This is a genomic window from Paenibacillus sp. BT-177 (genome assembly GCF_025846815.2).
Lineage (GTDB): Bacteria > Bacillota > Bacilli > Paenibacillales > Paenibacillaceae > Paenibacillus > Paenibacillus polymyxa_C.
This window is the reverse complement of record NZ_JAOYTP010000001.1, coordinates 729,869-743,131: the sequence shown is the minus strand read 5'-3', so window position 1 is coordinate 743,131 and position 13,263 is coordinate 729,869. Positions and strand designations below refer to the sequence as shown.

The window sequence follows — 13,263 nt, the reverse complement described above, 5'->3', positions numbered from 1 at the left end:
ATTTAACTAATATTTAGGAGGAAATAACGTATGACTTCCCATTCTCTGCAAAATAGCATTATTCACGATCTTAAATTGGCCCCTGAAGGTCATTTGAAAATTGATTGGGTAGAAGCCCATATGCCGGTATTGAACCGTATACGTCAACAATTCGAGCAAGAACAGCCTTTTGCCGGTCTGAAGGTAACGATTTGTTTACATCTGGAGGCCAAAACGGCTTATCTGGCTAAAGTGGTACAAGCAGGTGGGGCACAGGTCACCATTACGGGTAGTAACCCTTTGTCGACACAAGATGATGTTTGCGCCGCATTAGTTGAAGATGGCGTTACGGTATTGGCTAAATACAATCCAGATCCAGAGGAATTCAAGAATTTGCAAATCAAGGCACTGGAAACTAAGCCAGATCTCATTATAGATGACGGTGGCGACCTGGTTACTCTGTTGCAATCTGAACGGCCTGATCTGATTTCAACGATTCGTGGAGGAGCAGAGGAGACCACTACAGGGATTATTCGTTTGAAGGCTTTGGAAAAAGAAGGGCAGCTTCACTTTCCGATGGTGGCTGTAAATGATGCTTACTGTAAATATTTGTTCGACAACCGCTATGGTACGGGTCAGTCAGCTTTCGATGGTATTATTCGTACGACTAATCTGGTTGTGGCAGGAAGTACAGTGGTTGTGGTGGGTTATGGATGGTGTGGCAAAGGGGTTGCAATGCGTGCAAAAGGGCTGGGAGCCAACGTTGTTGTAACTGAAGTTGATCCAATCAAGGCTGTAGAAGCCCATATGGATGGTTTTCATGTATTGCCAATGGTGGAAGCTGCCAAACTGGGTGACTTCTTCATTACAGTAACTGGAAATAAAGCTGTAATTACAGGGGAGCACTTTGATGTTATGAAGGATGGAGCTGTGCTGTGTAACGCAGGGCATTTTGATGTGGAGGTTAGTAAGCCTGAGCTTGCCAAACGCTCCGAATCCATTCGCACGGTGCGTCGCAATATCGAGGAATACCGCTTTAAAGATGGACGTAAAATGTATTTGCTCGCAGAAGGGCGCCTTGTGAATCTGGCTGCCGCTGATGGTCATCCTGCAGAAATTATGGATACCACATTTGCGCTTCAGGCACTCGGCTTGAAATATGTGAATGATCGTTACAACGAGCTGGGCAAAGCCGTGATTAATGTACCTTATGAAATTGATGAGCAAGTGGCTCGATTCAAGCTTGATAGTCTGGGAATCAAGATTGACACATTAACAGAAGACCAAAAGGTCTATCTGGACAGCTGGAACGCGTAATCTATTTTTGGTCACGGTGTCTACTGCAGAAGCGGTACATTTTTAATGCAAGTGCTTGTATAGGTTGACACAATGGATAGAGAATAAGCCCTTTATTCCGTGTTGTTTCGAAACCTGATGCATATTGTCGGGGGTTCGACTTCATGGGATAAGGGGCTTTTTGGCATCTTATGACGCAGGGCTACAATAACAGACATCGTGCCATGTATCTAGAAATTATCACTTTTTCGTCATGAAAAAGAGGTCTTTGATTTTTTAAAGCGAATCTATTATGCTTAGGTGGTGGAAAGTGGGCCAAAGTGGGAGAATGGGGTAAGGGGTGACGAAACCAATGTTTATGGGGGAGTTCCAACATAGCATTGATGATAAGGGACGGCTTACTGTCCCGGCCAAGTTTCGTGAACTTCTTGGTGCCTCGTTCGTGGTTACCCGCGGGCTGGATCAATGCCTCTTCGTGTATCCCATGGATGAGTGGGCTGTTATGGAGAAAAAACTTAAAGCACTGCCTTTGATGAAGGCTGATGCGCGGGCGTTTACCCGTTTTTTTTTCTCGGGGGCGACTGAATGCGAATTGGACAAACAGGGCAGGGTAAATTTACCGGGGAATTTGTGCGAATACGCCAAGCTTACAAAAGAGTGCGTCGTATTGGGAGTGTCCACCCGGGTAGAGATTTGGAGCAAGCACACTTGGGAGCAATATTTCAACCAATCAGAAGAAGCATTTAACGACATTGCTGAGAAATTGGTTGATTTCAACTTTGAATTGTAATTTAGGAGGTCAGCCGTTTGTTTCACCACATTACCGTACTCAAGGAAGAAGCAACACAGGCACTAAACATCAGGCAGGACGGGATTTATGTGGACTGCACGTTGGGAGGGGCAGGACACAGTTCCGTCATTGCGTCACAGCTTGGCCCTGAAGGGAGGCTCATTGCCTTTGATCAGGACGACTGGGCATTGAACAATGCACGAGAGAAGCTGTCAGCCTATGAAGGAAAGATTTCATTAGTGAAATCCAACTTCCGCCACTTGCAGGACAAGCTGGCCGAACTGGGATTGCCCGAAAAAGACGGCGTTCCGCAGGTCCAGGGTATTTTGTTCGACCTGGGTGTATCCTCGCCCCAGTTCGATGAGGGGGAGCGGGGATTCAGTTACAATCATGATGCGCCGCTTGATATGCGGATGGATCAGAGCAGTTCGCTTACGGCATACGAAATTGTTAATGAATGGCCGGAAGCGGAGATTGCGCGGATCCTGTTTCAATATGGAGAAGAGAAGTTCTCCAGGCGGATCGCAAAGATCATGGTTGAACGTAGAATGAACAAGCCTATTCACACAACGGGGGAACTTGTCGATATTATCAAAGAAGGAATTCCGGCTGCGGCACGCAGAACCGGGGGACACCCGGCTAAACGCAGTTTTCAGGCTTTACGGATTGCTGTGAATGATGAGCTGGGTGCACTGGAAGATACTTTGCATCAGGCAGTAAGATGTCTGGCTCCAGGGGGCAGAATTTCGGTTATTACGTTTCATTCCTTGGAGGATCGGATATGCAAGCATATTTTCAAGGAGTATTTGGCGAAAAGCATCTATCCATCTGATTTGCCGATTCTGGATGACAAAATGGTAGGCGATCTAAAGCTGGTGAATCGTAAGCCGATTGTGGCATCAGAACAGGAATTGGAGCTTAATCCACGATCCCGGTCAGCCAAGCTGAGAGTTGCCGAAAAATTGTAAATTTAATGGAGAAGGAGAGGCGACATGGCTTATACACGCGGTAATTTGGCTGTAAAAGAAAGAGCCCGTCAGGAACAGGTTCAGCAACAACGGTATCGTGAGACCACCAAAGTCGTTACACGCCGCAGAGAGCTGCCGATTCGAGAAAAGCTGCTGTATCTATTGACACTTGTAGCATGCATTGTCATTGCGGGGACGTTGATTGGCAGATATGCTCACATTTATCAAATTAATTATGCGATTAATACAGCCAGCAAGGACATTTCCAAATTACAGACCAATATCGCCCAATTGAAGATTCAGAAGGAACGATTGGAGAATCAGATTGTGCCGACTGCGAAGGAACAGGGATATATCGAACCAACAAGAGAGCCCATTCGTGTGGAAAAGCAGGCTGCCAAATAGTTAAGAGCATAGCATCAAGCTATGCTCTGACGTATATTTTTTTGCAGAGAGGTTTGAGCTATGGTCAAAAGAATAAAGCTTCGCACACTGCTGATAGGGGGATGTATTACCCTCTTTTTTCTTGTTCTGCTACTTAAGGTATTTTGGATTCAAGTCGTGAGTGGGGAATACTGGCATAATCAGGTTGTTACACAGATAGAAAGAGACCAGGTGATTCAGCCCAAGCGTGGAACCATAATGGACCGTAAAGGGAATGTACTAGCTACGGATGCACCGGCTTACACTGTGGTTGTCAACCCTAGCATCATTCAGGAGTATGATCTGGAGAATGAGGTTGTAGCCAAGCTGCATCAGCTACTTAAAACGCCCGAGGATGAGCTGAGAAGACATCTATCTGCAAAGGATAAAGAAGGTAACTATTTAAAAAATCGTGAGATTCGTAATGGAGGCTGGAAGGTAGACCCAGAGGTGAAAACACAGGTCGATACGTTCAAAGAGTATTTGAAGGATAAGTATGAGGTAGTTGGAGCTGTGGACACTGTTCAGGAATCCAAACGCTATTATCCGGAAAATAAGCTGGCTTCTCATATCCTTGGCTATCAACGAAAAGATGGTACTGCAGGTATGGGGTTGGAAGCTTATTACAATAAAGAGCTCTCTGGCACGGCTGGAAAGCTTCTGTATCAGCGGGATCGAAAGGGAGTTCCTCTTCAGGGATCGGAAAGTGTCTACGAGCCGGCACAAAATGGTAAAAATTTAAAGCTGACGGTTGACGATACGATTCAGTATTATATAGAGGATGCCATGCAAGAAGCTATTGCAAAATATAATCCCAAAACGATGACTGTGGTAGCGGCCGATCCTAAAACAATGGATGTTCTCGGGATGGCGACTTATCCGAATTTTAATCCCAATACATATGGGAGTACGCCTTTGGAAAATTTCCGTAATAATGCTACTCAGTCTATCTACGAACCGGGCTCCACGTTTAAGATAGTAACCTTGGCTGCTGCGGTTCAAGAAAAGGTGTTTAACCCGAATGAGACCTACCAATCTGGTATGATTCGCGTCGGAGGCTGGGATATTCGTGACGTAAGCCGTAACTGGGGAACGTTAACCTATCTGCAAGGGGTCAAGCGTTCAAGTAACGTCGGTTTCGTCCATTTGGGACTTAATAAGTTGGGTGGCGAGAGGCTGAAGAAATATATCAATAACTTTGGATTCGGTATGAAAACAGGCATCGATCTTCCAAGTGAGTCTACCGGAGCTATTACATTCCATACCCAGTACAAATCCGAAGTCGCGACGGCTGCATATGGACACGGACGTGTTCAGGTAACGCCAATTCAGCAGGTGGCAGCGATCTCGGCAATTGCTAACGGTGGGAAGTTGATGCAGCCTCATCTGGTGAAGGAAATTATAAACCCAGATACAGGCGAAGTGCAGACGATTCAACCGAAGGAAGTCCGCCAAGTGATTACTCAGGAATCTGCAGCTCAGACAAGCAGCTATCTGGAGCAGGTCGTGTCTGACCAAGAAATTGGTACGGGACGTCTTGCTTATATCGACGGGTACCGTGTTGCTGGTAAAACAGGGACGGCGACGAAAGTCGTCGGAAAAGTTTACGATCATTCGAAGGATGTAGTGTCTTTTATTGGTTTTGCACCAGTAAATGATCCGAAAATAGCTGTCTTGGTTGTTATGGATGAACCTAACAAATCGGTAGGCGGCGGTACAGCAGCAGCACCTGTGTTTAAAAAAATCGTGTCCCAATCGCTGCAATATATGGGGGTTCCAAAAACAGGAACCAAAACGAATAAATCAGGTGAATCTGCAGTAAAAACGGTGAATTTGCCAACGATACCACAATTAACAGGCCAAGTGAAGAAGGATGCGCAAAATGCATTGCTCAAACAGGGGATTGCTTACGAAACGGTAGGTAAAGGCTCCAAAATTGTTCGTCAGTATCCTGAAGCAGGCGTCAAAATGAAACCGGGACAGCGCATTTATTTGCTGACTGAGGATAGTGCTAACATGACGATTCCCGATTTTACAGGTGTCTCGTTGCGTGACACACTTCAAGTTCTGACGCTTATGAAGGTTGGTGTTCAGGTAAGCGGTGAAGGGTATGTTGTCTCTCAAAAGGCACAAATGGTAAATGGCAAGCGGGTCGTCAGTGTTACGCTTCAGCCGGCCAAAGAAACAGTGACCGGAGTGAAGCCGGAGGAAACACAGGATTCGACCACTGGAGTTGCAGCTAACGAGACAGGCAATGCAACGAAAACGGAGGCCGATACTAAAACCAAAACCGATACTACTGCGGGTACTGAAACAAATGCGGGAACTCCTAAGGGAGGGATATCTGCTGTAGCAGATGAGAAAAGTGCTGCCGCGATTAAAGGCGAAGATAACTGATAGCTTGTTCTAATGTCCGTTCTTTTGAATATTCATGAGGTAAGACATGTCATGAGTATTTGAGGAACGGAGGGGGCGCGTTTGAAAAAGTCTAACGTGACCATGCGGCGTAGGCTGGTATGGGGGCTACTGGGATTGTTCGTACTGTTTGCGGCCTTGTCGATCCGGCTCGCCTATGTTCAATTGGGTAAAGGAGGCGAGCTCTCAGCCAAGGCTGAGGATTCGTGGCGCCGCAATATTCCTTTTGCCGCCAAGCGTGGCGAAATTTTGGATCGGCAGGGTACTGCGCTGACCTATAATGTCAGTTCACCGACTGTCATGGCGATACCAGTACAGATTAAGGAGCCGGAAGAAACGGCACGCAGGCTGGCGCCCTTGCTAGATATGAGTGAGGATAAAGTGCTCAAGCTGATTACCAAACGAACAGCAAGCCAAAAACTTCAGCCCGGCGGACGAAAAATTACGATGGAGAAAGCCCAGAAAATTCGTGATTTGAAGCTGCCGGGTATCGTTGTTGCTGAAGACAACAAACGTTATTATCCTTATGGTGATCTAGCGGCTCATATTCTTGGATTTACCGGAATTGATAATCAAGGGCTGACAGGTGTAGAGAAGCAGCAAAACAGCAAGCTTCGAGGAATCGATGGAAGCATCGCGTATTTATCAGACGCAGGTGGCCGCCTGATGCCTGGTTCTTCTGAAAAGTACATTGAACCGAAGGATGGACTGAATTTACAATTAACCATTGATAAATCGGTGCAATCCATTATGGAACGGGAGCTTGACCAAGCCATGGTCAAATTTCAGGCGAAGTCCGCGCTGTCTATTGCGATGAACCCCAAGACGGGTGAAATATTAGGCATGGCTGGACGACCAAGCTATGAGCCAGCGCTTTACAAGCAATATGCGCCTGAAATTTATAATCGAAATCTGCCAATTTGGATGACATATGAACCTGGTTCTACTTTTAAAATTATTACACTGGCCGCTGCCTTGGAAGAAAAGAAGGTTAATCTTAAAAATGACCGTTTCTTTGATCCGGGATATATTGAAGTCGGTGGAGCACGCCTGCGTTGTTGGAAAAAAGGTGGGCATGGCAGCCAGACCTTTCTTCAAGTGGTAGAAAATTCATGCAATCCGGGTTTTGTAACGTTGGGACAACGTCTGGGCAAAGAAACACTGTTCAAGTACATTCGCAATTTCGGCTTCGGCAGCAAAACAGGAATTGACATGATCGGTGAGGGCAATGGCATTTTGTTCAAGCTACCTCAGGTCGGACCTGTAGAGCTGGCTACTACGGCCTTTGGTCAAGGGGTATCTGTCACTCCGATTCAGCAGGTTACGGCTGTGTCGGCAGCAATCAATGGTGGCAATCTTTATAAGCCTCACATCACAAAAGGCTGGATTCAGCCCGAAACCGGAAAGGTTCTAGAAAAAGTGGAGCCGGAACTGGTGCGTAGAGTTGTTTCAGAGGATACCTCTCGACAGGTAAGGGAAGCGCTGGAAAGTGTTGTAGCTAAAGGTACAGGTCGTCCTGCCTTTATTGAGGGTTACCGGGTTGGAGGTAAAACGGGTACAGCACAAAAGGTGATTAACGGACGTTATTCTTCCTCGGAGCATATTGTATCCTTTATTGGTTTTGCTCCGGCGGATGATCCGCAAATCGTCGTCTATACTGCTGTCGATAACCCGAAAGGGATTCAATTCGGCGGTGTGGTTGCTGCGCCAATCGTGCAAAATATTTTAAAGGATGCACTGATTGCCTTGAAAATACCACCTCGTACCAATCAAATTGCCAAAGAGTACAAGTATGGGGAAAAACCGATCGAAACGGTACCTGATCTGGTAGGTGCCACTGCAGCTGATTTATACGAAGATATGAATATGAACTTTATGCTCGTGAAATCTGGGTCAGGCAAGACGGTCATAAGTCAGGCACCGAAGCCAGGCTCTCGATTGGAACGAGGATCAACGATCCGTATATATATGGGGGATTGATAGGTTCTTTTTATACCATACTATGAATAACGAGAGAGCAATGGAGGAATGTAAGATGCAGCTTCAACAATTGGCTTCACTGCTGGCCGTCTCCCGAGTGGTGGGTGACGGTACAGTGGATTGCCGAGGAATCGGGGCGGATTCACGTCGTGTACAACCGGGAGACTTATTTCTGTGCTTACCCGGTTTTACAGTAGATGGACATGACTATGCTGGGCAGGCCGTTGCGTCCGGAGCGGCGGCTTTGGTCGTAGAGAGAGAACTGGATGTGCCTGTTCCGCAGCTTGTTGTTAAGGATGCGCGACATGCCATGGCGGTTTTGGCGGATTATATGTTTGATTCACCAAGCCGCCGTATGCGCATGATCGGCATAACCGGAACGAACGGGAAAACAACGATAACGTACCTGATTGAAAAAATTATGCAGGACGCCGGGGTGAACACCGGGCTGATTGGTACCATTCAAATGCGTTACAACGGCCAGTCTTATCCGATGTCCGGCACTACGCCTGAAGCAGTAGAACTGCAACGTTATCTCGGGAATATGGCAGAGCAAGGGGTTCAATGCTGTGTCATGGAGGTATCCTCACATGCTTTGGAGCAGGGCCGTGTCAAAGGAACAGATTTTCGTACCGCTATATTTACAAACCTGACGCAGGACCATCTAGACTATCACAACACGATGGAGGAGTACCGCGCTGCCAAGGGACTTTTGTTCTCCAGACTGGGAAATGCCTTCTCGCGTGATACATCCTATAGTAAATATGCTGTTCTGAATGCAGACGATCCAGCCTCTTCCTATTTGCAGGCTCAAACTGCGGCTCAAGTGATTACCTACGGCGTGGAAAAGGATTCGGATGTACAAGCGTCTCGTATCACTATAAGTGCCAAGGGAACCTCCTTCCATGTATCCACTTTTAAAGGAGAAACTGACATTGAGCTTCGAATGGTAGGCAAGTTTAATGTGTACAACGCACTAGCAGCCATTTCAGCTGCTTTGCTGGAAGGTATCTCACTGGTAGATATCAAGCGGAGCCTGGAATCTATCGCAGGCGTGGATGGGCGCGTAGAGCCTGTTGATGCGGGTCAACCCTTTGCTGTAATTGTTGATTATGCCCATACGCCAGACGGATTGGAAAATGTCCTTCGCACCGTAAAGGAATTTGCGACTGGTAAAGTATGGTGTGTGTTTGGTTGCGGCGGAGATCGAGATCGTACAAAACGTCCGTTGATGGGAAAAATTGCTGCACGATACAGCGATCATTCGTTTATTACTTCCGACAATCCGCGAACAGAAGACCCCATAGTGATTTTGAAAGACATCGAACAAGGGTTGATTGATGAAGGTGTACCTGCCGAACGTTATGAACTGATCGTGGATCGCAGAACTGCAATTCATAAAGCTGTTGAAATGGCAAGCCCTGACGATGTAGTATTGATTGCGGGAAAAGGTCATGAGACTTACCAGTTGATTGGAAAAACGGTGCATGAATTCGATGATCGCATCGTAGCCAAAGAAGCGATAAGGGGTTTATCCAAGTGATGAAAAGAACAATCGGTCAGATTGCATCCATGTGTGGAGGAACACTTCACGCAGAGGCGGACGCCGAACGGATGGTTGAGGGCGTTTTTACAGACTCACGCAGGCCGCAGAGTCTGGGACTGTTCGTTCCACTCGTGGGTGAACGATTTGATGGACATCATTATGTTCAGCAGATCGTAAGCGAGAGAGGGGCAACAGCATATTTATGGCAAAAGGATCATGGAGCACCTCCGACTGTCAATGCTATTGAGGTCGAGGATACATTAGAAGCCCTTCAGCATCTAGCAGCTGTATACTTGCGCGAAACTGGCGTTTCTGTCGTTGGAATCACGGGAAGCAACGGCAAGACGACGACGAAAGATATTGTAAATGCTCTACTCGGCACGACTTTTAAAGTACACAAAACGGAAGGGAATTATAACAATCATATCGGGTTGCCTTTAACAGTACTGTCCATGCCGCAGGATACAGATATCCTGATTCTGGAGATGGGCATGAGTGGAAGAGGGGAAATCCGTCTGCTGGCTAATATTGCCCAACCAGATGTAGCTGTCATAACTAACATTGGCGAATCGCATTTACTTCAGCTTGGTTCTCGCACTGAAATTGCTCGTGCAAAGCTGGAAATCGCAAGTGGGATTAAACCCGGTGGATTGCTTATCTATAATGGGGATGAACCACTACTTCCACAAGTGTTGGCGGAGCCTGAAACGGTCAAGCCTGAAGGATTAAAATTATTCACGTTCGGGTTAGCTGCGGACAATGATGATTATCCGACTGAAATCACTTCGGATGGAGAAGGTAGCTTATTCATAACAGCCCAATCCGGCCAAGAGGCTTTCCGGCTTCCCTTGCTCGGACAGCACAATGTTGTAAACGGATTGGCAGCGCTGGCGGTAGCACGTCATTTCAATGTGGATGCAGACCATATACGTGAAGGGTTGTCGTCTTTAAAGCTGACGGGCATGCGCATTGAGGTCGTGAAGTGTTCGGATGGACTTACCGTGCTAAATGACGCTTACAATGCCAGTCCTGCTTCAATGAAGGCTGCAATTCAGACGTTGTCTGCATATAAAACGGGTGGACGTAAAATTGCCGTGCTTGGTGACATGCTGGAGCTGGGCGCTGAGGAAAAGCAATTTCATGAAGAAATTGGGCGTTTTGCTGCAAAGCATAACATAGAGGCACTGTTTACCTATGGTGCATTAGGCGCTTCGATTGCGCAGGGTGCGCAAGGGACAATGCCAACTGCTAACGTACATGCTTATACAGATAAGCAAAAGCTGATCCAGCATTTGCGATCTTATCTCCATGCCGATGATATTGTGCTGGTTAAGGCATCCAGAGGGATGCGATTAGAAGAAATTGTGGATGCGCTGAAAAACGGTCCGCTACAGAACTGATGTTGACGAGAGGGAGACTCCCATGGATATTCAATTATTACTGCTGACGATCGTCGTATCGTTTATACTGGCGGTCATTGCCGCTCCACTGCTCATTCCGCTGCTGCGGCGAATGAAATTCGGCCAGCAGGTCCGGGATGACGGGCCACAAAGCCATCTTAAAAAGATAGGTACGCCTACAATGGGCGGTATCGTAATCTTGCTGGCTTTTACGCTGACCTTTCTAAAGTTTTCAGCTATTAAAAATACGGACTTTTACGTTCTGCTGGTTGCTACGCTCGGTTTTGGGCTGATCGGCTTTTTGGACGACTATATTAAAATTGTATTCAAACGCTCGCTCGGTCTGACTGCGCGTCAAAAGCTGTTCGGGCAGTTATTGTTTGGCGCGATTATGTGCTGGCTTCTGATTAGCAATGATCACAGCACGGCAATTGGCATCCCGGGCACCTCATGGTCATTTGATTGGGGCGGTTGGTTCTATTATCCGTTCATTATTATCATGATGCTGGCGATCAGCAACGCTGTCAATTTTACAGATGGGCTGGACGGGCTGCTGTCTGGTACAAGTGCGATTGCATTTGCTGCTTATGCCATTGTGGCGATTCAAGCAACCTCGCTTCCAGCTGCAGTTTGCGCAGCGGCCATGATTGGCGCTGTACTTGGTTTTCTCGTATATAATGCTCATCCTGCCAAGGTATTTATGGGTGACACAGGCTCGCTGGGCATCGGCGGAGCCATTGGTGCCATTGCCATCGTTACAAAAAGCGAAATTTTGTTCCTCATCATCGGTGGTGTATTCGTGATTGAAATGCTGTCCGTGGTCTTGCAGGTAGCTTCCTTTAAAACCCGTGGCAAGCGTATTTTCAAAATGAGCCCGATTCATCATCATTTCGAGCTGTCCGGCTGGTCCGAATGGCGCGTAGTTATTACATTCTGGGCTGTAGGACTGCTGTTGGCAGGACTTGGACTTTATCTCAACAAGGGGTTGTAGACAAATGAATCATCCAGACGCATACCGAGATCAGGAAGTTGTCATTATCGGTCTGGCCAAAAGCGGCGTACAAGTTGCCAAGGTGCTACATCAGGCCGGGGCCAAGCTCACAGTCAATGATAAAAAAGATAGGGAACAATGTCCCGAAGCTTCTGAATTAGAGGCTTTGGGAATTTCCGTTTTATGCGGGGGTCACCCGGAAGGGCTGATTCATCCTGGAGTGAAGCTGGTTGTCAAAAATCCAGGAATTCCTTACACGGCCCCTCCCGTACAGAAAGCTGTCGAGCTCGGCATTGAGGTCGTGACCGAGGTTGAGGTCGCCTACCATCTATGCAAAGCTCCGATTATCGGAATTACTGGCTCCAACGGCAAGACGACCACGACCACTTGGGTGGGCAAGTTGTTGGAGGCATCCGGCATGAATCCGATCGTGGCTGGTAATATCGGTACGCCATTATGCGAGGCGGCTGTGGACGCCAAGTCGGACGAGTGGATGGTTGTGGAGCTGAGCAGCTTTCAGTTAAAAGGAACAAAGGATTTCAAGCCCGCAGTAGCCTGCTTGCTCAATGTAGCTGAGACCCATTTGGATTACCACGGAGGCATGGAGGACTACGTTGCATCGAAGGCACGTCTATTTGCCAATCAAACAGCGTCGGATACCGCGGTGGTGAACTGGGATGATCCCGTCTGCCGGGAGCTTGTGCCCTATATTCAAGCGAAGCTGCTTCCTTTCTCAATGACGGAACGTTTGCAGGAAGGGGTGTTTGCTGACCCGCCATACATACCGGATGTGACGGATGATATTGAAAGAAACATCGTATACCGTGATGGAAATGGGGTACTGCATCCCATTATAGGCGTGACCGATATTGGGCTTCCGGGTCGTTTTAACGTAGAAAATGCTCTAGCTGCTTGTGCAATCGCCATTGCCGCAGGAGCAGAACCAGCAAAATTAGCGAAACCATTAAGCGCTTTTCGCGGTGTAGAACATCGGCTTGAATATGTTTTAGAACACGGTGGAGTAGCTTATTACAACAATTCCAAAGCAACCAATTCGAAAGCGACAATGATGGCCTTATCTTCCTTTAAGCAACCCATCGTACTCATTGCCGGAGGATTGGATCGTGGCTCTGATTATGCGGAGCTTGTACCGTCCTTGCAGGAAGGTGTGAAAGCCGTTGTGCTCTTGGGGGAGACACGGCATAAGCTGGCAGATCGGGCTCGTCAGGCTGGAATAGAGCATGTCAAGGTCGTCGATAATGGGGAGGATGCCGCCGCTACGCTCGTGGAGGCTGTAAACAAGGCAGCTGAATTTGCTGAGACGGGAGATGTGGTATTACTCTCACCCGCTTGTGCAAGTTGGGATATGTTCCAATCCTATGAAGAGCGTGGACGTATTTTTAAAGAGGCGGCGCATAAATTGTAAGTAGGGGGGTTGGATAAGCCCCTACTTTTATGCAAGGGGTGGCCTCCTG

At 47.4% G+C, this 13,263-nt stretch carries 10 protein-coding genes; all 10 read left to right on the top strand.

Features of this window, described 5'->3' with window-relative positions:
- The first annotated feature begins 30 nt into the window (after positions 1-30).
- Complete coding sequence (locus OIU26_RS03430; RefSeq protein ID WP_016821550.1) at positions 31-1,296, top strand: adenosylhomocysteinase; 1,266 nt, start codon at positions 31-33, stop codon at positions 1,294-1,296.
- Positions 1,297-1,627: 331 nt separating this feature from the next.
- A complete protein-coding gene (mraZ, locus tag OIU26_RS03425) occupies positions 1,628-2,065 on the top strand; it encodes a division/cell wall cluster transcriptional repressor MraZ (RefSeq protein ID WP_025677696.1) in 438 nt (145 codons plus the stop codon).
- A 17-nt stretch (positions 2,066-2,082) separates the two neighbouring features.
- Positions 2,083-3,033 carry a 16S rRNA (cytosine(1402)-N(4))-methyltransferase RsmH gene (gene rsmH / locus OIU26_RS03420; protein WP_013372098.1) on the top strand — a complete coding sequence of 317 codons (951 nt, stop codon included), beginning with the start codon at positions 2,083-2,085 and terminating at the stop codon, positions 3,031-3,033.
- 24 nt (positions 3,034-3,057) lie between these two features.
- The gene (locus tag OIU26_RS03415; RefSeq protein ID WP_013372097.1) at positions 3,058-3,438 is read left to right on the top strand and encodes a hypothetical protein; all 381 of its coding nucleotides are present in this window, start codon (positions 3,058-3,060) and stop codon (positions 3,436-3,438) included.
- A 60-nt stretch (positions 3,439-3,498) separates the two neighbouring features.
- A complete protein-coding gene (locus tag OIU26_RS03410) occupies positions 3,499-5,853 on the top strand; it encodes a penicillin-binding transpeptidase domain-containing protein (protein WP_090738741.1) in 2,355 nt (784 codons plus the stop codon).
- 81 nt (positions 5,854-5,934) lie between these two features.
- Positions 5,935-7,851 carry a stage V sporulation protein D gene (locus OIU26_RS03405; RefSeq protein WP_058711727.1) on the top strand — a complete coding sequence of 639 codons (1,917 nt, stop codon included), beginning with the start codon at positions 5,935-5,937 and terminating at the stop codon, positions 7,849-7,851.
- A 55-nt stretch (positions 7,852-7,906) separates the two neighbouring features.
- Positions 7,907-9,394, top strand: a complete 1,488-nt coding sequence (locus OIU26_RS03400; RefSeq protein WP_090738742.1) for a UDP-N-acetylmuramoyl-L-alanyl-D-glutamate--2,6-diaminopimelate ligase — start codon at positions 7,907-7,909, stop codon at positions 9,392-9,394.
- On the top strand, positions 9,394-10,797 hold the full coding sequence (locus tag OIU26_RS03395; RefSeq protein ID WP_064962135.1) for a UDP-N-acetylmuramoyl-tripeptide--D-alanyl-D-alanine ligase: 1,404 nt from the start codon (positions 9,394-9,396) through the stop codon (positions 10,795-10,797). Before OIU26_RS03400 ends, OIU26_RS03395 begins: the two co-directional genes overlap by 1 nt.
- Before the next feature lie 22 nt (positions 10,798-10,819).
- The gene (mraY, locus tag OIU26_RS03390; RefSeq protein ID WP_013372092.1) at positions 10,820-11,788 is read left to right on the top strand and encodes a phospho-N-acetylmuramoyl-pentapeptide-transferase; all 969 of its coding nucleotides are present in this window, start codon (positions 10,820-10,822) and stop codon (positions 11,786-11,788) included.
- A gap of 4 nt (positions 11,789-11,792) precedes the next feature.
- Complete coding sequence (gene murD, locus OIU26_RS03385) at positions 11,793-13,214, top strand: UDP-N-acetylmuramoyl-L-alanine--D-glutamate ligase (protein WP_264215940.1); 1,422 nt, start codon at positions 11,793-11,795, stop codon at positions 13,212-13,214.
- Positions 13,215-13,263 lie beyond the last annotated feature (49 nt).

Coding starts and splice junctions, on each gene's coding strand:
- mraY (WP_013372092.1), top strand. CDS start 10,820: ATGGATATTCAATTATTACTGCTGACGATCGTCGTATCGTTTATACTG.
- OIU26_RS03400 (WP_090738742.1), top strand. CDS start 7,907: ATGCAGCTTCAACAATTGGCTTCACTGCTGGCCGTCTCCCGAGTGGTG.
- mraZ (WP_025677696.1), top strand. CDS start 1,628: ATGTTTATGGGGGAGTTCCAACATAGCATTGATGATAAGGGACGGCTT.
- OIU26_RS03410 (WP_090738741.1), top strand. CDS start 3,499: ATGGTCAAAAGAATAAAGCTTCGCACACTGCTGATAGGGGGATGTATT.
- murD (WP_264215940.1), top strand. CDS start 11,793: ATGAATCATCCAGACGCATACCGAGATCAGGAAGTTGTCATTATCGGT.
- OIU26_RS03430 (WP_016821550.1), top strand. CDS start 31: ATGACTTCCCATTCTCTGCAAAATAGCATTATTCACGATCTTAAATTG.
- OIU26_RS03395 (WP_064962135.1), top strand. CDS start 9,394: ATGAAAAGAACAATCGGTCAGATTGCATCCATGTGTGGAGGAACACTT.
- OIU26_RS03415 (WP_013372097.1), top strand. CDS start 3,058: ATGGCTTATACACGCGGTAATTTGGCTGTAAAAGAAAGAGCCCGTCAG.